Genomic DNA, 18,847 nt, shown 5'->3' on the forward strand with positions numbered 1-18,847 from the left:
TAGTTACATCAAACTTTTTGTAACTTTTTTTGTTACAACTCCTTTTGAAGATTTTACATTGATTATGAAAAACGAAAAGGCTCCGGAAATTGTGATGATATAATCACTCATCCGAAGCCTTCTGTAGGCTACTCTTCCTCTGTATACACTGCAATATCTTTTTTCACATCAGCAAGTGTCATTTCTGAAAGTTTTTCCTCCATTGCCTTCTGTACTTCTAACAGTCTCTTATCAAGAACATGGTGAATATTCTTTCCTACCGGACATTTCTGATTGGGATTCTCATGAAAATGAAACAGTTCTTCATCTGGTGCACATTCCACTGCTTTATACACATCAAGGAATGTAATCTGCTCCAATGGTCTGGTAATTGTCACACCGCCTGTCCCTCTTGCAACTTCAATAAGACCAGCAGCCTTTAATTGTTGCAATATTTTACGAACAATCACCGGATTAGTTCCAATGCTTGCTGCCATAAAATCACTAGTCATCTTCTGATCCGAAAATATATCTATACAGGCAAACATATGGATTGCCATTGTAAATCTGCTTGAAATCTGCATTATAAACACCTCTCTTTGACAGTAATCATATCAAAAAACAGATGTAATTTCAATGGTTACATTGTTGTTGAAAACTTAATATAAATACAATCAATAGTCTGCTTTAGAAAAAAACAATTTTATGGTCTATCGACATCTCGCCAAATGGAATTTACCTAACGCAGCGATGCCCCGAACGCCCTTAGTTCTTCTCTCTTTTTCTCGCTCTTGTTTTCAGACCCATGTGCTGTAAACACACCCATGTTTTCAAGTCCAAGATAATCCAGAAAGTCTCCTTTGAACGAGAAAAGAGCACCCTCATACATATTAGCATCTCCGGAGCTAAGTATCATGGCAACTTTTTTCAAATTCTTCGGTCCTCTCGGATATGCCGCAGAATAAAATCTGTCGATTACACATTTTAGCTGACCGGATATGCCGTGATAATAAATGGGCGATGCAATAACAAGCATTTCTGCTTCTTTCAAAAGATTATATACTTCCTGCATATCATCCTTCTGAATACACTCACCGTGTCCTTTGCTATGACAGTATTCACATGTCAAACACCCACCTATCTTCTTTTTGCATACATCCACCACATCAACGATATGTCCTGCACTCTCAGCTCCTTTCTTAAATGCATTAACCATATCTTTTGTACTTCCCTGTGAATGTGGACTTCCATTTAATACTAATATCTTCATTTCCATCACCTTATCTTTTTATTCTTCAATCTTAGTACCAGTCATGCTTCTCATTTTTTTCCAAAGCCTCAATCTGCTCCATCTCTTCGTCAGTTAATTCAAAATCATACAACTGCGTGTTCTCCATGATGTGATCAGGATTGCTTGAACCCGGAATTACAATTCTGGTGTCACTACTTCCAGCCTCCCAATTCTTATTTTAACTGATTGCAAATATCCGCAATAATCTGAGCCGGTGTCATACCAACCTCTTTCAGTAATTCATTTGGGTCATATCGGTCATAAAATTTCTTCTCAAGTCCGTAATTTTTCACTTTCATATCAGAACTACCATAGAAGGAAGCTATTTTCTCGCCAAAACCGCCGCTTAAAATACCGTCTTCCATGGTAATGACCATCTGATGTCTTTCGGAAAGACTTTCCAGTAATTCTTTGTCAATACCAGAAGCAAAACGAGGATTGATCAGTGTCGGCGTAAAGCCAAGTTCTGCTTTTATTTTTGCACTGAGCTGTTCACCACGCTGATAAAAATCACCAAGTGCCAGAATTGCAACCTTTTCACCAGCTTCTTCCACTTTAAAATGATTCAGTCTGTCAAAATCCTTATCTGCTTCACGATAGGTTACCTGATTTCCGGGGATGAGAATCATAACAGGATGTTCCCTTTGATCAACTGACCAATCAAGCATAGAAAGGTATTCATCTTTTGAGGTAGGTGCAAGCACTACCAGATTCGGAACATTCGTGTATGCCGCCAGTCCAAAAATTCCAAGATGCGTAACATCTGTCAAACTATCAAAAGAATTGTAGTTTAAGAGAATCGTGACAGAACTATTGTTAATACATACATCATGGGAAATCTGGTCATACGCTCTTTGAATAAAGGTTGTGTTTGTAACCACAAGCGGCTTCGCACCGTTTTTTGCAGCACCAGATGCCATGGCAACCGCCTGTTCTTCCGCAATCCCTACATCCACATACTGCAATCCAAGCTCCTTTCGCTGTTCCTGATTTAAGCCTGCACTGCCCGGCATAGCAGGAGTAATCACAAGAAGCTCAGAATCACTTTTTGCTTTTCGCATAATATACTCAGCAGTGATAGATGTATAATCTTCTCCATCGCCAAAAGAGATTGTTGGTTTGCCTGTTTCACGGTCAAATGGCATACACCAATGCCATCCCTCTTTGTCTTTTTCAGCAATCTCATATCCCTTTCCTTTTTGTGTATGGATATGGACTACGATTGGATGATCCGTATCTTTCACCTTGCGGAATAAGGAAATCAGTGATGCTATGTCATTGCCGTTTTCCTCATATATATAATCTAATCCAAACGCTTTGAAGAGATTATTGGAAGCAGTTCCGCCTGTCTCTCTTAATTCGGCAAGATTTTTATACATTCCGCCATGTACTTCGGCAATCGACTGCTCATTATCATTTACTATAATAATTAAATTGGAGTTAATCTCTGATCCAGCTACATTCAATCCCTCTAGTGCTTCACCGCCTGAGAGGGAGCCATCACCAATAATTGCAATAATATTTTCTTTATCTCCTTTTATATCTCTCGCCTTAGCCAGACCCGTAGCTAAAGAAACTGAGGTCGAAGTGTGACCTACATTGAAGAAGTCATGTTCACTTTCTTCCGGATTTGTATAACCGGAATCCTCTGAAAAGTGCTCATCGGAAATATATCCATTCTTTCTTCCGGTCAAAATCTTATGAGGATAGCTCTGATGAGATACATCAAATATAAACTTATCCTTAGGCGAAGAGAAAACATAATGCATGGCAATCTCTGCCTCCACCATACCGAAATTTGGACCAAAGTGACCGCCGATTTTAGTCAGCCGGTTAAACAATGCCTCTCTGATTTCCGAAGCAAGTTCCTCCAGCTGCTCCATAGACAATTTTTTTACATCTTCCGGTCCGTTAATTGTTTGAATAATTTTATAATCTGTCATTTACATTCTCCTTATCTATTTTCATTAGATTTCTTTAACGAGTAGATCAAATAATCCAGGCAATCTATGTTATCCTGATAAATATGTGTCTGTTCCATTAAATGTTTTCTATACATACATAACTGTGATAACAGCGCTTCTACATTGTTTTCTTGTGCCAGTTTCATGCAACACTGGATTGTTTTCTGATTACAGCCTGCGTCCACAAGATTCTGATAAATTATTCCATATTTGTCATTTGCTTCTGCCATCTGTCTGCACCTCCTGCTTAAATTATACATGCTTCAAACGATATATCTAATACTTATAATTCATATCACGATATTCTTGACAGGAATATCATTTGAGTATAGGATAATAAAAAAGGTTGGAGGTGTACTATGGAAATTCGTGTACTTCGTTATTTTCTTGAAATTGCACGTGAAGGAAATATGTCAAGGGCTGCTGAAAGACTTCATGTTACACAGCCAACGCTGTCTAAACAGATGAAAGATCTGGAACAAGAGCTTGGCAAAAAACTATTTAAGCGTGGCAGCACAAGCGTCAGTCTTACTGATGAGGGTATGCTTCTGCGAAAAAGAGCAGAAGATTTACTGGCCATGGCTGACAAAATCACAAACGAATTTCAGGCAATGGATGATATCACAGGAGGTGATATTTATATTGGCTGTGCAGAATCCTATCTTGTAAAATATCTTGCCCGTGCTGTAAAAAAGTTAAGCAGCATTTATCCCAATATCCATTATCATGTTACCAGCGGTGATACCGAACAGGTAACAGAACGATTAGACCGTGGACTTCTGGATATGGCATTTATAGTAGAACCGCCCGATTTATCAAAATACAATTATCTTGAAGTGCCTGAATACGATACATGGGGTGTTCTGATGAGAAAGGACAATCCATTAGCCGCAAAAGAGGCTATTGCCTTTGATGATTTATTGGATATTCCTATTTTTTGTTCGGAACAGTCTGCTAAAATGGATTTACCCCGTTGGTGTTCCGATAACCTTGACCGACTTAATATATTAGCGACATTTAATCTCTGCAATAACGGTGCCGTTTTTGTCCGTGAAGGGCTGGGGGTTGAGCTTACCTTTGAAAAGTTAGTAGAAACAAATGCAGAAAGTGATTTATGCTTCCGTCCGATCACACCACCTCTCCACACAAAAATGTATGTTATATGGAAAAAATATCAAATATTCACTCCTGTTGCTAATCTGTTATTGGAAGAAATAAAAAAGATCATCGTTTTACCATAATCGTGAAACGATGACCTTTTTGTGATTTGAACACAGCAAGACAAACTTCGATTTAGATTTCACCTGTAAAGTGTACCCTTTGTCAAGGACACTTTAAATTTATAAGCTGCTTTCATATTTTTAAACACGGACATAACCAGTAGATGGACCTGCACCAACTTTTGCGATATACCCACTCTTAACCAGATTCGTCAAAGTCCTTTCCACGGTAATTTTGCTTATATCAGGACAAAGCTCCATGATTTCTTTCTTTGTAATTTTGCCAACCTTGTTATCAATAACCGCTTTAATTCTATCAGGCTTAGAAAGACTCCGATGCTTCAAATGCTCTACACGGCTTTCGAATTCATTGTATGCTTTCAACATGATACCCAGATAATATTTAACAAAAGGCTCATAGCTGTTTTCTCCCTCATGCCAGCCAGTAGAACTTGCTTGAAGGGCTTCATAATATGTTTCCTTTGTCTTTTCAATCAACATTTCCATACTGATATATTTTCCAACGATGTATCCCGCCTTATAAAAAAGCAATAAAGTGAGCAAACGGCTCATCCTACCATTTCCGTCATTGAAAGGATGGATACACAGAAAGTCCAGAATGAACATGGGAATCAAAACCAGTTTATCAATGCGGTCAGCTTCCCATGCTTCAAGGAAGCGAGCGCAAAGTTCTTCCATTGCTTCATCAGTCTGAAATGCGGGAACTGGAATAAAACGTGCCTTCTGATGACCCTCGGCATCTGTTTCTGCAATTACATTATCGGAATTCTTATAACTTCCACCAGCAGCCCCCTGTGAATAGGAGTACAGATCTCAATGTAACTGCAAAATAATGTTCGGTCTTGGGTTGATATATTCATAACCTTCGTAAATTGTGGAAAGTACTTCACGATAACCAGCAATTTCCTGCTCAGATCGGTTGCGGGGTTCTGCTTTTTGACTTACCAATTCTTCCAAACGCTTATCGCTTGTAAATATACCTTCGATTCGGTTGGATGCTCCCGTACTCTGAATCAATGCAACTTCTAAGAGTGTTTTCAATTCATCTACATTGGCTTCGAGAAATAATTCCTGTTTGCCTTTATGTTCATGGATGCTGCTAACCATCTGAACAATTTCAGGTGTTAACAACTTTGCAGGACTTACAATAAAATCAAAGTCTCTCATAGGAATCTCCTTCATTTCAGATTTATCTCCATCATTCTATCATCAAATGATGGAGATCTCGATAGATTTGATGGAGATAGAATATCCGTATACACAATAAATATCCTCATTTCATCCATATATTATATCGTTTTACGAATTGTTTTTTTCACTAAAATTACACTATTTTTTCACTATTTTTCATTACTTCATCGTTTTCGCCAACAAATTGAGCAACGCCCGCCTCTCTGGATTCAGATTCTTTTTCTCATAAAATGCTTCTTTAAAAAGCTCTGCATTTTTCCTTTGGTCATCATCCGGAATATGAGAGTACGCATCCGTAATCATATTGACCTGTGCATGGCCGGAATCACCCTGTACTGCTTTGATATCAGATAATGGTACACACAAGCACGGAAAACACTTTATGCAAAATCTTCCACAGTAAAATCTATAAATAATCCGCAAAGGCAAAGGAAACCGACAGTTTACCATGTTTGGAATTATGGCAGTTCTTTTAGGAAGTGGAGATGCATTCCATCTGGTTCCTCGTGCAGTAGCGCTTTGTACAACTGGACTTGAGAACTTTACTGTACAGATGGGGTTAGGAAAGTGGATTACCTCTATCACTATGACTATCCTAAAATCATCCCCGCCTCAGAATTTGCAACAAATTGTTGCAAATTTTCTATATCCTTTTATTTTACAGAAGTACTTATTTTTAACTTTTTTCCTTCAGATTTTTATATTGCAAAAATCATATCACCATCTGCAGTATATCCTCTATATGTTCTGCATAATAATCAGCCCCATTCAGTTCCCCTTTCTCACCATATCCATACAGGCATCCTATAAAAGGGCTTTTGCAGGACCTGGCACATTCCAGATCCTGTCTCCTGTCTCCGACTACCAGATAAGGGCCACTATATTCCCGGATGATTTCCTGCACAATTTCTGTCTTTGGACGGAATCTGTATGATTCACAGTCATAAAAACGATCAAACCATCGTTCCATCCCAAATTCCTTCCAGTGTGCCTCACGATATGAAGCTTTACAGTTACTTAAGATCACAAGGTGATATCCCCGGTTCTTCAAAGCTGTTAGCATCTCCTCTGCTCCCGGATACCACACTGCCTTATGTTTCCTGATCTGTCTTACCATCAGATCTCCTACCATCCTGCTTGCCTGCTCTTTATAGCTCTGATCCAGTTCCGGCAAAAATGTATTCCACATCTCCTTACTGTTAAGTCCCAGCCAGCCGGCAATTTCCACCGAGCCTATCTCCCGTTCTTCGGTAACCTTCTGTTCTGTCAGCCACTGATAGGTTTCACGAAATGCCGGTTCATAGATTCCAAGGGTATGATGGATCGTTCCATCATAATCGAATATGATCGTTTTTGTCATCATTTATTTTCCTGTCTTTTAGAGCTGCTTCATCAGATTGACCATCTCAATCGCAGATAATGCACAATCATAGCCTTTATTTCCCGCTTTGCTTCCTGCACGCGCAATAGCCTGCTCGATATTTTCAGTCGTGATCACTCCGAATAAAACCGGGATTCCTGTTGCAAGTTCAACCTGTGCGATTCCCTTGGCAGATTCATTACACACCAGATCATAATGTGAAGTATCTCCACGGATGACAGCTCCAACGCAGATAATTGCATCATATTTTCCTGACTGTGCCATCTTCTGTGCTGTAATCGGAATCTCAAATGCTCCCGGTACCCATGCTGCAGTAATGTTCTCTTCTTCTACTCCATGTCTTACCAGTCCGTCGACTGCCCCTCCCAATAATTTATTCACAATAATTTCATTGAATCTCGCTGCCACGATACCAACCTTCATTCCCTCCGGTGCTACTACTTTTCCTTCTACTAAATTGATCTGTCTCATTTTTTCTTCCTCCTGATATTTGCTGTTTTTTATAAATTTATTTCTTTAAAAATATGACCCATCTTTTCCTGCTTCGTCTTCATATACTTCCGGTCATACTTTTGTGCCGGAATCTCCAGAGGTACTCTCTCATTGATCTTCAGTCCGAATTCGCCAAGTCCATAGACTTTATCCGGATTATTTGTCAGTAATCTTAATGATTTCACACCAAGGTCTGACAGTATCTGTGCCCCGACCCAGTACTCTCTGAGATCCGGTGCAAACCCTAACTTCACATTAGCCTCCACAGTATCGTATCCCTGCTCCTGAAGCGCATATGCTTTGATCTTATTGATCAGTCCGATTCCTCGGCCTTCTTGTCTCATATACAGAATGATTCCTCGGCCTTCTGCTTCTACCTGGCGCATCGCTGTCTGCAGCTGCAGGCCACAGTCACATCTGAGCGATCCGAATGCATCCCCTGTCAGACACTCCGAATGTACCCGGCAAAGCACATCCTCACCATCTCCCAGATCACCTTTTACCAGTGCCAGATGATGCTCTCCTGTAATATCATTGATATAACCATACATTTTAAAATCACCGTACTGCGTTGGGAGGTTTGCAACGGCTTCCTCCTTTACATGCTTTTCATGTATTCTTATATAATCCTGCAGATCACGGATCGTAATAAATGTAAGGTTATGCTCTTTTGCCATTTCCCATAGCTGTGATGTACGCATCATAGTTCCATCTTCTTTCATAACTTCACAGCACACGCCGCATTCTTTCAGTCCGGCAAGTCTCATAAGATCTGTTGTTGCCTCTGTATGGCCATTTCGTACCAAAACCCCGCCTTTTCTGGAAATAAGCGGAAACACATGTCCCGGTCTTCTGAAATCCTCCGGTTTTGACTGATCATCCACACACTTCATGATAGTATAGGAGCGCTCTTCCGCAGAGATACCTGTGGTTGTATCTGCGTGATCTACTGCCACGGTAAATGCTGTACTGTGATTGTCCGTATTCTCCGCAACCATCGGCGGAAAGTTCAATCTCACCGCAATTTCTGCACTCATCGGTGTACAGATAAGACCCTTTGCATAGGTCGCCATGAAATTAATATTTTCTCTGGTCGCAAACTCTGCCGCACATATCAGATCTCCCTCATTTTCTCTGTCCGGATCATCTGTGACCAGAACTATTTTTCCTTCCTTAAGATCCCTAAGTGCTTCTTCAATTGTGTTGTACTGATAATTTTGTGACATAGTGTATATCCTCCTGTTCTAAAACCCGAATTCTTCAAGAAACTCCATCGTAATTCCGGATTCTTTTTTCTCTTCTTCGTTTTTTCTGATGCCAAGCAGTTTTTCTACGTATTTTCCGATCACATCATTTTCCAGATTAACCAGATCCCCCGGCACCTTTTCCAAAAGAGTGGTTTCTTCTCCTGTATGTGGAATGACCGACACCTGAAAACCAGCTTCATCAACCCTTGCAACTGTCAGACTGATCCCATCAATACAGACGGATCCTTTTTCCACGATCAGATGCAAAATCTGTGGCGATGTCTCAATTGATACCCAGATGGCATTTTCTTCCCGGAGCATGGAACGTATCACGCCAGTCCCATCAATATGGCCGCTTACTATGTGTCCCCCGAACCTGCCGTCTGCAGCCATTGCACGTTCCAGGTTTACCTGGCTTCCGGCCTTGCAGCTGCCAAGACTGCTTCTTCTGATCGTCTCTGCCATCACATCGGCAGTAAATCCGTCCGGCTGAATCGACGTAACTGTCAGACACACACCATTCACAGCGATACTGTCACCGATCCTTGTCCCTTCCAGGACTTTCCGGGCTTTCACTGCCAGGATCCCTGATTCCCCTGTCAGCTGTATATAACGGACTTTTCCTTTCTCTTCTACGATTCCTGTAAACATGATTCCTCCTGTTTTTTATCACACACCTGACATTTTATCCGGATATCCTCACCGATCTGGCAGATATCTGTATATTTCAGTTCCACTGCTTCAGACGGCAGTTCAACTCCAATACCCTCTACCGGTGTCTTCCCAGCCACACCGCCAAACAGCTTTGGTGCCACAAAAGCCTGTACTTCCTTTACAATTCCAGCTCGCAGTGCACTGTCATTTAACGTACCTCCTCCCTCCAGGAGGATGCTGTCAATGCCTCTGTTTCCAAGATCTGCCATCAGCTTCTTAAGGTCTATCTGATTCTTTTCGTCGGGACAGTAAATGGTTTCAACTCCCATGGTATGTAATATTTTTATTTTCTCTTTTGCATTTTTCTGTTCTGCATAAGCCACGATCGTCCGGTACTTTTCCGCACTTTTTACAATCTGACTGCCCGGCGGGATCCTGAGCTTACTGTCACACACAATCCTGACAGGACTTTTCCAGCCTTCTACCCGGACGTTTAACATCGGATCATCTGCAAGCACAGTTCCAATACCAGCCATGATTCCCATGTACTGATGCCGCATATGCTGTACTTCTTTTCGTGCAGATTCTCCGGTGATCCATTTTGATGCTCCTGTTTTCGTTGCGATCTTCCCATCCAGTGTCATGGCATACTTCATTACCACATAAGGAGTCTTCGTAGTAATATAATGGAAAAACACCGGGTTCAGCTGATCACATTCTTCTCTCATAAAATCTTCAACTACTGTTACACCGGCTTCCCTTAACATCTGTACACCTTTTCCTGCCACTTTCGGATTCGGATCTCTGGAACCGATCACCACTTTTCTGATCTTCTGTTCAATGATCGCTTCCGTACATGGAGGTGTTTTACCATGATGACAGCAAGGCTCCAACGTGACATAAATCACCGCACCTTCTGCTGATTCTGTAAGAGAAGCAATTGCATTACGTTCCGCGTGAAGTTCTCCATACTTTTTATGATAGCCTTCCCCGATGATCTTTCCGTCTTTTACGATCACTGCCCCTACCATAGGATTGGGATTCGTCCAGCCTTCTCCTTTTTTGGCCAGTTGAATAGCCCGAAGCATATATTCCTGATCCGTCATTTCTATTCCTTCTTTCTTATTCCTGTTCTTTGCCTGGGCTACGCCGAGGCTTTTAAACATGTGCAATCGGATTCACAGACAAGTGAATGGTATAGTTATTTCGAAAACGATGTACCAGATACAAAAAAAGCCTGCAGAAATATCTGCAGGGTGGAATTGATCTGTTACATATGATTGATAAATGAATGTCTGATTTTCCTATATAAAAAGCTCTGAAATGGATCACCATCTCAGAGCTCTGATACTACATTCATTCATACAAAAAATCAACTGTACTATCATCTTCTTCCATCCAGACTGTACTGTCGGCCCCGGAATCTCACCGGATCATGCCTCTCGGCTCGCGGGCTTTACCGCCGGTAGGGAATCTCACCCTGCCCTGAAGATATCTTTTTGTTTATTTTAATACTTTATCTGTTATTTGTAAAGCAGAATTTTTATTTTACTTAGTTTACTGATGGAGATAGAATATCCATATACACAATAAATATCCTCATTTTATCCATATATTATATCGTTTTATGAATTGTTTTTTCACTAAAATCACACTATTTTTTCACTATTTTTCATTACTTCATCGTTTTCGCCAGTGAATTGAGCAATGCCCACATCTCTGGATTAGCCAATACTTTTGCCAGAAGTTCCGGATCAACTTCATCAGCAACAGAACCGTCACAAGCAACCAAACGATAACGGTTTCTGTATAGAGTTGGTTGAAGCTTCTGGTTAAAGATTTGCAAAAGTTCCCATAGTGCATTATCTTTTAATTTTGCACGCTGGTGATAGAAGGCGGCTTTTGATGGTGTTTCATCAGTGCGTCCGAAAAAATGATAAAGTTCTATCTCTCTGATATTGTATATCCACTATAGTTTTAGATGTATCATCTTTACCATCTTGAATTGATCAGAAACCGCCATACTGACCTTTGTGGACAACTTTAAGCCATTTTTAGGGATGTAACGATAGTATGGTTCCTCCGCAATCACCTTCACATTACCCCCGATCTTTGCTGCCAGTTCTTCCGCTGAATCCACATAAAAGAACATTTGTGCATCGGCATGGCCGACCTGTTTCATATATTTTTTCTTCATCATGGTCATTCCTCTTTTGTTCACCGTATCAAAAACAACTTCCATATTTCCAAATTGCCCAATCATACGCAGAAGGGCAATGACCTTATGTTCCTCAAAATAATGAAATAACCCGCCTGCAGTAACGAGAATAGGAGCATCAAGTACATCATTGCGAACTTTTTTGATCCAATCCTTTGCAAAGGCATCCCCGGAAATATATAATTCCCTCTCTGGTTCGGGAAGAAGTCCCCGCCGGTATTCGATTACATGAGGCAGATCCATGGCATACCAGTGTGTCTTTCCGTTATCACATCGGTGATAGGTTGTCTCCAGACCACAGCCCAACTGGACAATCACACCGTCCGGTCTGCGTTCCAGAAAAGTCCGAATAATCCGATCCATATTAGCAGACCGGGAAGCAGAGGCCAAAAGGGTATACTGGCTCTGCATATTCTGTTTAATCAAGTCTGAAGGTAGCTTCTTTTTCAATTCCAATGCTTTTTTATCATATAAAATTTGCGGGTAATGCTCACTGGCATAGATTCTGCCCAGCATAGGGACAAACAGGGTATCCTCCACAACGCCTAATGTTTGCATAACCAGCCCTCCTTTTTCTTTATGCAAGTTTCCAATTCTGGCTTTCTGTCTGCAGTTTTACCATATGGGCATATACACCATTCTTTTCTTCCAGATCCTTTGGTGATCCTTCTTCTGCCACGGTGCCATCAGAAAGGACAACAATTTTATCTGCTCCTGCTACGGTACGCATCCTGTGGGCGATGACCAGAACCGTTTTATCTGCGATCAGACGGGAAAGGGCTGTCTGTATCAGAGTTTCATTCTCCACATCCAGGGAAGCAGTAGCTTCATCTAAAAGAATGATCGGCGCATTTTTCAGAAATGCACGGGCAATAGAGATACGCTGGCGCTCTCCGCCGGAAAGTTCACAGCCATTTTCCCCGATATTGGTATGCCATCCATCCGGCAGTTTTTCCGCAAATTCATCCACATTGGCAAGTTTCGCAGCAGCAATGACTTGTTCATCTGTGGCGTCTTTGTTTCCGATTCGGATATTTTCCAGAATCGTATTGTCAAACAGTGTAACATCCTGGAATACGATGGAATACAGAGAAAGCAGTGTTTCCGGGTCAATTCGGGATACATCCATGCCTCCCACGGTAATCTTTCCTCTGTTAATATCCCAGAACCTTGCTGCCAGCCGGGATACGGTTGTTTTTCCGCCGCCAGATGGGCCGACCAAAGCCGTAACCTCTCCCTGTTTTGCCGTAAAGGAAACATCTTTCAATACGGTTTCTCCGGTATTGTAGGCAAACCCAACATGGTCAAAGACAATATCATACCCCTGATTGGAAAGCCTGTCGCTGCCCTGCTGGATCGGATGATCGAGAATTTCATTCATACGGGCAATGTTGGTTCGTGTACTGATGACTGCCGCAAGATTCTGGAGTGCGCCCTGCAGAGGGTCATATAAACGGGATACTACCAGAAGGAACATAAAGAATGTAAGCACGGAGAGGCTTCCTTGCATGAGCAAAACAGCTCCCACCAGCGCAACCGTTGCAATACCAAGCTTCAGCACCAGCGATGCGGAAACCACAAAAACAGCAAGGCCGAATTCATTGAGGATGGAACGATGCTCCACGGCACGGATCTTCTTTTCCAGACCTTTTAAATATGCCTGTTCCGCATTGTTCGCTTTCAGGTCACGAACCGTTTCAATGCACTCCTGTATCCCGTCTGCGCAGGCCATCTTTACATCCATGGCTTTCTGATTCAGATTTTCCTGAATCTTTGCGGAAAATCCCACAATCGCAAAGGCAACCGGCAGAACCCATAAGGCAGCCAGTGCCATTCTCCAGTCCGTAAAGAGCAGACCAATGGAAATCAGAACTGTAGAAATGATCGAACCCGCAAGCTCAGGGATAAAATGCGAAAAACTCTGCTCCAGGAAGGTGCAATCCGCCATAATGGTACTGGTAAGATCGGCTAAATCCTTTTTCCCGAAAAAGGAAAGGGGGATTTTGCGCAGATGCTCTGCCAGGGTAATGCGGCGGATACCGCTTTCTTTGTAAGTGGCAAAATAGGTCGCATTGTATTGAAAGAAAGTGGTCAGCAGAATCAAGCCGATACACACCACGCAGCCTGCCACATAAAATGGAATTTTCCCACCGGGAACACCCCCGTTCATCAGATCGCTGACCAGGTAATATAAAAGTCCCACCGGAAACATAAAAGACAGATTCTGAAGGACACAGGCCAGGCAGCCTTTGATCAGGTCTTTTGCTCCCTGTTCAGACAGGGCATATTTTTTCTGCAGTTTTTTGATCATATCACTGCACCTCCTTTGTTACCTTCCATTGCACGGAAGTCTGGTAATTTTTCCACATACGGCTGAATATACCGTCTTTTGCAAGCAATTCGCGACTGTTTCCGCACTCGGCAACCCGTCCGTCGCAAATGACAAAAATCTGATCCACATTTGTTACGGTAGAAAGCCTGTGGGCAATCATAATCACGGTCTTACCCTCGGAAAGTCTTGAGAAAGCAGCCTGTACGCGGCTTTCGTTATCCGGGTCAGCAAAGGCAGTGGCTTCATCCAGAATGATAATCGGAGCATTTTTCAGCATCACACGGGCAATGGCAATTCGTTGCTGCTCGCCGCCGGAAAGATAGACACCCTTTGTACCGATGACCGTATCCACACCCTGTGGGAGTTTTTCCAGAATATCATCGCATTGCGCGTGATGAAGGGCAGTCAGAACTTCCTCACGGGCAGCTTCCGGTTTTCCCATACGCACATTTTCCAGAATGGATGCCTTGATCAGACGGCTGTTCTGAAATACGAAAGACACCGTGTTCATGAGTTCCTCTTTCGGGATGTCTTTCACATTAACACCACCGATTTTTACCATTCCGCTCTGGGGATCAAAGAATCGGGAAATCAGGTTGGCAAGGGTTGTTTTTCCACCGCCGGATGGACCTACAAAAGCTACCGTCTGTCCTGCAGGAATGGTCAGTGAAATATCTTTTAATACTTCTTTTTCTCCATCATAGCTGAAATGAACCGATTTCAGCTCCACGGAAGCGTTTTGAGGATGCTTTGAATGTTTCGTTTCCTCCAGAGGCTTCAAATGCAAAACGCTGTCAATTCTCTGTAAAGCGTCGTCTACGATCATGGCGTTTTCACTTTGGAACATAATGCGTGTCAGTGTGACAGAAATAACCGGTGTAATGATGATATAGAAAATAAGATCCAGTAAGAAACCGGAAGTCACACCGTCTTGCGTAAGCAACAGTCCTCCGGCAATCAGTGTGGCAAAAACGCCGTTGATCGCAGCTGTATAGAACATCATCGGTGTCCGAAGCTGCCTGGTATAAGCAATCACCCATACTTTATACCGGTCAATGGAGTCTTTAAACTTCTTAAAGGAAAAGATCGTCTGGCCAAAGGTTTTTACCACCGGAATCCCACGGACATACTCTACCGCTTCATTGGACATATCATCCAGCGCATTCTGGTATTCTTTCATCTTTTCCTGCATCTGCTTTCCGGTCATTGCCATCATGATCAGAAACCCCAGCACAACCGGAACAAGACTCAATAGTCCCAGTCTCCAGTCAAACACGAACAACAGCACCAAAAGACCGCAGGGGGTTGCAATGGCATTGGCTCTGTCGGGAAGCTGATGGGCGAGATAGGTTTCGGTGGCTGCGCTGGATTCGTTGACAATCTTGCGCAGTTTTCCGCTGCCAAAACTCTCGGCAAACCCAAGAGGCAACTTAACAATATGCTCCATGGTCTGGATACGCAGGTTTGTGGCAATACGAAATGCTCCCAAATGGGAACACATCAGCCCTGCTATGTAGACAAGCACCGCTATAACCGCAAACAATACTGCCATCCAGCCATTACCGGTCAGGTTCTGTGCCTGGTCAAAATTCGGTGCCACCTCCAATACTTCCTTGATCATTTTCCAGATGTAATAGAATGGTACCAGAGCAATCAGGGCACTGATCGCAGAAAGCACCCAGGAAGCATAGGTCAGGTACTTATGGCTGCCTGCAATTTCCAGCAGGCGTGATAAATTGGATTGCTTTTTCAAAAAAATTCCTCCTTTTCTTTGTGTTTATGATAAAGAGAACACGTCTATGTTCTTACAATATCCGAATTTAGATTAGTTTTAGCTAACTACCAAGCAAAAATTATAAGGCATTACTGCCCCATAATTTTCATCCATCCCGCTGTATAAAAGGCGCGCATTTCTCTGACGTAGTTTTCGGCATCTTTGAGCGGCATTTCGTGGATGATCAATTCAAAAAAGGTATGAAACATTCCGGTGATCAGAATATGCTCCAGCGAAGGATCGATATGCGGAGAGGGCCTTCCAAGCTTCCTTAAAACCTCCTGATAGGCATGAGTCCCTTCCACTTCAATCTCCACCATTTCATCAATTAGCCTGGCAAATTTTGTTCCTTCCGAACAGCAGAGGATCAGTTTACATTCCTCTAAATGTTCGTACGCATAATGGAGCATATCGTACATACAAAGCCCCGAAATGTCACTCATGACTTCCGGCTGCTGGGCAGCTGGTAGTTCGGCAAACTCCTGCTGTGCCTTTATAAAACGTTTGAGAATATATTCGTAATGCTCACCAACGATGGCTTCAAAAAGTTCTTCTTTACTTTTATAATATCCGTAAAAGGCTCCGGTAGTCATTCCCACGGATTTCACAATATTCCGCAGGGAAGCGTCTTTATATCCTTTTTCTAAAAATTCTGCTTTCGCTGCCCGGTGGATATTTTCTAAAGTCGTTCCATTTCCGTTTATTTTGCACACCTCCTATATAACAGTGATATATAACACTGTTATAAGTTTAATCTCTAAAAATTATTTTGTCAAGAGCAACAAGAAATAGTTGCATAAAAATAGCAATCCAAACAGCATTCTGCACTTTATTACTGATAAAATTTTCAAATACTGGTTTTGACAAAAGTTTCATTTTTTCTAATAAATGATAAGCAGGGTGGAGTTTGTTCTCACACCCTGCTTTGTGATTATCATGAACTACTCGAAGATCTTCTTCACTTTTTCTTTCAGCCTGTCCATATGCCTGTAAACCGCCTTTTCGGTAATCTTCAGATACCTGGCTATTTCATGAGTGCTATACCCCTGGATCTTCATCAGAACGATCTGAAGGGTAAGCCTGTCCACGGTGATCAGCACATGATACAATTCCTGATTCTCAATACGATCCAGAAAGTCCTGTACTGTTTTCAGTTCTGCCTGATCTGTGGATGCTGCTACGGTATCCAGATATGTACCTGTTCTATTTGATTTTTCTTGAGTAATTCATAAACAAGATAATCATCAACCCCCAGCAGATCTGCGACTTCCTTAACGGAATAGGACCAGGATTTTAATTCTTTCCCTGATTCTTCTCCGGTAACTTTATGATATTTAATCTGATTGGCGTACCATTTTTCAAAGCTGGCAATATTGATTCGTATCTTTCCGGCAATCTCTTTTGATTCAAAAACATTTTTATGCACCAGCCAGTATCGATCTGTCTTTTTTAATCCCAGCAGCTTTCCCATTTCCGGCACTGTCATCCAGGTCCTCTTTTGTGTTGGACGCCGTTTGTAAGGACTTTCTTCTGATTTTTAAGTGGATCTCACATGACTAAAGTCACATGCTCCTCGGTCGCTTTAAGCGACAAGGCTAAATATCGGCAGATACGCCTGTAGCTTAGGATATGCGCAGTCATGCGCTTTTTCCATGCCAGATATGGCAGGTTCCCACACTGCAGGTAATCCGCTGTATATCTGCCTGTGTTTATGCTGCTCTTAAGAGTTCCATTTCTGAAAATAGTTCTCTTAAGTCCGCATATACACATGAGATCCTACGCTTTACTGAAGGGACTTTTGCCTCCAGCAAAGACCTTTCCGTTGCCGGAAGGGGTTTTAAGAGTTCCCGTATAAAATATCTTGCTCCAATATTATAGGACGCCGAAAGATCACAGTTATATCTTTTTCCATTCTGGAATGTACATAAACTGTGATTGTCTGGATCACGGACAACTGTTCCCGATCCATCACAGGCAAGCCTGCTGGTATTCCACGCACAGATCCTGGATATCCGCATCCCTCTGCGATGCGCCTGATGTTCACATCTTTTCTGGATATCCCTTTTCCTCCACAGATGCAGCTTCTGTTTCTTTCTCCCAGATATCTTTCCTTTTGTCTCCAGATACTCAAACACGATCACATCCGCGTGGTTTTCTTCCGCATATCCTGTAACTGCTCCTGCGATCTTTCTTCCAAGTTCTGTGTTAAGACGCTTCGCATAAGCCCATCTGCTTTTCACCTGTACAGAACCATGTTCCCGCTGGAACCTGCGTATCCGTCCCAGCACACGGTACATCCGGTCTTTTTCACTGGGAAAATCAATAAATTTTCTTCCCAGGACAGTTCCATCTGACCGCATAATGGTACAGACTGCATCCGTATTGATCCCTAAATCCACACTGCAGATGATCTGTCCTTTTACAGGTGTCTTTGTAAGCGGAACCTCTTCTGTATAAGAAAAACGCAGGAAGTATTTACGATGCCTTTTTTCCAGCACGGGAGCTGCTGCTCTTTTTCCTGCCCAGTATTTCCTCAGATATTCCATATCTGTATGGCTGAGACTGACCCGGAACCATTTCCAGTCATGGCCATCATAAAGTTTCAGGTACGCTCCATCTTTTTCCTCAGTATCTTCACGGTACATCACATCACGGTAAAATACCGGCATGGCATGATTACCACACACCAGCTTCGGCGTGCCGCCTTTCTTATCCATTTTTTTCCACAGTTCCAGCCTCGTCTTATATGAAGATACGCTTCCCAGGGCATGCTGGATAGCTGCCCTTCTGAGATAAGAAGGCATCTTTGGAAATCGCAGGTCAAAATCAAACCTTGCCTGATTCTTTTTTGTAGTATGCACCAGATGTTCTGCAGTATTGAAACGTTTTTTAGGTTCCGTGATCACTGCCAGTTCATCCCATACCTGGGCATAGATCTCAATCAGACAGCTGACCGCAGAACGATAAATATCCAGTGTCTGGCCGATCGGGATATTCTGTTTTCGCAGTTCTACGCCATAACTGGATACTGTCCTCATCTTTTTTCCTCTTTCTATTACAATATAATTATGGTTAATATCCCT

Annotated in this window: 19 protein-coding genes, 2 pseudogenes and 1 riboswitch; of the genes and pseudogenes, 2 read left to right on the forward strand and 19 right to left on the reverse strand. The window is 42.3% G+C overall.

The window, feature by feature from the left end:
- Window positions 1–128 precede the first annotated feature (128 nt).
- The 5 genes from NQ503_RS16635 to NQ503_RS16655 all read right to left on the reverse strand — a co-directional run bounded on the left by NQ503_RS16635 (window position 129) and on the right by NQ503_RS16655 (window position 3,464).
- Window positions 129–563, reverse strand: a complete 435-nt coding sequence (locus NQ503_RS16635; RefSeq protein ID WP_044925867.1) for an Rrf2 family transcriptional regulator — start codon at window positions 561–563, stop codon at window positions 129–131.
- A gap of 155 nt (window positions 564–718) precedes the next feature.
- Window positions 719–1,249 (reverse strand): flavodoxin family protein, encoded by a 531-nt coding sequence (locus tag NQ503_RS16640; RefSeq protein WP_044925866.1) that lies wholly within the window; start codon window positions 1,247–1,249, stop codon window positions 719–721.
- Window positions 1,250–1,280: 31 nt separating this feature from the next.
- Entirely contained in the window at window positions 1,281–1,412 is a 132-nt protein-coding gene (locus NQ503_RS17825; protein WP_117640109.1) for an aldo/keto reductase, read from the reverse strand.
- A gap of 31 nt (window positions 1,413–1,443) precedes the next feature.
- Window positions 1,444–3,213 carry a 1-deoxy-D-xylulose-5-phosphate synthase gene (locus tag NQ503_RS16650; RefSeq protein ID WP_005426036.1) on the reverse strand — a complete coding sequence of 590 codons (1,770 nt, stop codon included), beginning with the start codon at window positions 3,211–3,213 and terminating at the stop codon, window positions 1,444–1,446.
- 11 nt (window positions 3,214–3,224) lie between these two features.
- Window positions 3,225–3,464, reverse strand: coding sequence for a hypothetical protein (locus tag NQ503_RS16655; RefSeq protein WP_004844986.1), 240 nt, complete (start codon window positions 3,462–3,464; stop codon window positions 3,225–3,227).
- Between the two features lie 129 nt (window positions 3,465–3,593).
- Between NQ503_RS16655 and NQ503_RS16660 the strand changes: the two genes are divergently transcribed.
- The gene (locus tag NQ503_RS16660) at window positions 3,594–4,475 is read left to right on the forward strand and encodes a LysR family transcriptional regulator (RefSeq protein WP_004844985.1); all 882 of its coding nucleotides are present in this window, start codon (window positions 3,594–3,596) and stop codon (window positions 4,473–4,475) included.
- Between the two features lie 120 nt (window positions 4,476–4,595).
- Here NQ503_RS16660 and NQ503_RS17830 read toward each other — a convergent pair.
- Window positions 4,596–5,657: pseudogene (locus NQ503_RS17830) on the reverse strand (Fic family protein).
- Window positions 5,658–5,825: 168 nt separating this feature from the next.
- A complete protein-coding gene (locus NQ503_RS16670) occupies window positions 5,826–6,032 on the reverse strand; it encodes a hypothetical protein (protein ID WP_044925865.1) in 207 nt (68 codons plus the stop codon).
- Window positions 6,033–6,078: 46 nt separating this feature from the next.
- Here NQ503_RS16670 and NQ503_RS17835 point away from each other — a divergent pair.
- Window positions 6,079–6,261: pseudogene (locus NQ503_RS17835) on the forward strand (hypothetical protein); the annotation flags it as partial.
- 117 nt (window positions 6,262–6,378) lie between these two features.
- Here NQ503_RS17835 and NQ503_RS16675 read toward each other — a convergent pair.
- From NQ503_RS16675 to NQ503_RS16730, 12 genes are all read right to left on the reverse strand, one after another.
- Window positions 6,379–7,029, reverse strand: coding sequence for an HAD family hydrolase (locus NQ503_RS16675; RefSeq protein ID WP_004844981.1), 651 nt, complete (start codon window positions 7,027–7,029; stop codon window positions 6,379–6,381).
- Window positions 7,030–7,044: 15 nt separating this feature from the next.
- Window positions 7,045–7,518: a 6,7-dimethyl-8-ribityllumazine synthase gene (ribH, locus tag NQ503_RS16680; RefSeq protein ID WP_004844980.1), complete on the reverse strand. Its 474-nt coding sequence runs from the start codon at window positions 7,516–7,518 to the stop codon at window positions 7,045–7,047.
- A 29-nt stretch (window positions 7,519–7,547) separates the two neighbouring features.
- Entirely contained in the window at window positions 7,548–8,765 is a 1,218-nt protein-coding gene (locus NQ503_RS16685; RefSeq protein WP_004844979.1) for a bifunctional 3,4-dihydroxy-2-butanone-4-phosphate synthase/GTP cyclohydrolase II, read from the reverse strand.
- Between the two features lie 18 nt (window positions 8,766–8,783).
- Window positions 8,784–9,437, reverse strand: coding sequence for a riboflavin synthase (gene ribE / locus NQ503_RS16690; RefSeq protein WP_004844978.1), 654 nt, complete (start codon window positions 9,435–9,437; stop codon window positions 8,784–8,786).
- Window positions 9,419–10,546, reverse strand: a complete 1,128-nt coding sequence (gene ribD, locus NQ503_RS16695; RefSeq protein WP_009243651.1) for a bifunctional diaminohydroxyphosphoribosylaminopyrimidine deaminase/5-amino-6-(5-phosphoribosylamino)uracil reductase RibD — start codon at window positions 10,544–10,546, stop codon at window positions 9,419–9,421. The genes ribE and ribD overlap by 19 nt, the downstream gene beginning before the upstream one ends.
- Before the next feature lie 276 nt (window positions 10,547–10,822).
- Window positions 10,823–10,937, reverse strand: a riboswitch (FMN riboswitch).
- Between the two features lie 472 nt (window positions 10,938–11,409).
- Entirely contained in the window at window positions 11,410–12,216 is an 807-nt protein-coding gene (locus NQ503_RS16700) for a class I SAM-dependent methyltransferase (RefSeq protein WP_005426031.1), read from the reverse strand.
- A gap of 19 nt (window positions 12,217–12,235) precedes the next feature.
- Complete coding sequence (locus tag NQ503_RS16705) at window positions 12,236–13,969, reverse strand: ABC transporter ATP-binding protein (RefSeq protein WP_004844974.1); 1,734 nt, start codon at window positions 13,967–13,969, stop codon at window positions 12,236–12,238.
- A 1-nt stretch (window position 13,970) separates the two neighbouring features.
- Window positions 13,971–15,743 carry an ABC transporter ATP-binding protein gene (locus NQ503_RS16710; protein WP_044925864.1) on the reverse strand — a complete coding sequence of 591 codons (1,773 nt, stop codon included), beginning with the start codon at window positions 15,741–15,743 and terminating at the stop codon, window positions 13,971–13,973.
- 110 nt (window positions 15,744–15,853) lie between these two features.
- Entirely contained in the window at window positions 15,854–16,477 is a 624-nt protein-coding gene (locus NQ503_RS16715) for a TetR/AcrR family transcriptional regulator (RefSeq protein ID WP_009243655.1), read from the reverse strand.
- Between the two features lie 228 nt (window positions 16,478–16,705).
- Window positions 16,706–16,864, reverse strand: coding sequence for a sigma factor-like helix-turn-helix DNA-binding protein (locus NQ503_RS17930; protein ID WP_004611461.1), 159 nt, complete (start codon window positions 16,862–16,864; stop codon window positions 16,706–16,708).
- A 77-nt stretch (window positions 16,865–16,941) separates the two neighbouring features.
- On the reverse strand, window positions 16,942–17,250 hold the full coding sequence (locus NQ503_RS16725; RefSeq protein WP_004844969.1) for a helix-turn-helix domain-containing protein: 309 nt from the start codon (window positions 17,248–17,250) through the stop codon (window positions 16,942–16,944).
- A gap of 223 nt (window positions 17,251–17,473) precedes the next feature.
- Complete coding sequence (locus NQ503_RS16730; protein WP_259892997.1) at window positions 17,474–18,802, reverse strand: transposase; 1,329 nt, start codon at window positions 18,800–18,802, stop codon at window positions 17,474–17,476.
- Window positions 18,803–18,847 lie beyond the last annotated feature (45 nt).

Source organism: Blautia obeum ATCC 29174, from assembly GCF_025147765.1.
GTDB classification, from domain to species: Bacteria; Bacillota; Clostridia; order Lachnospirales; family Lachnospiraceae; genus Blautia_A; species Blautia_A obeum.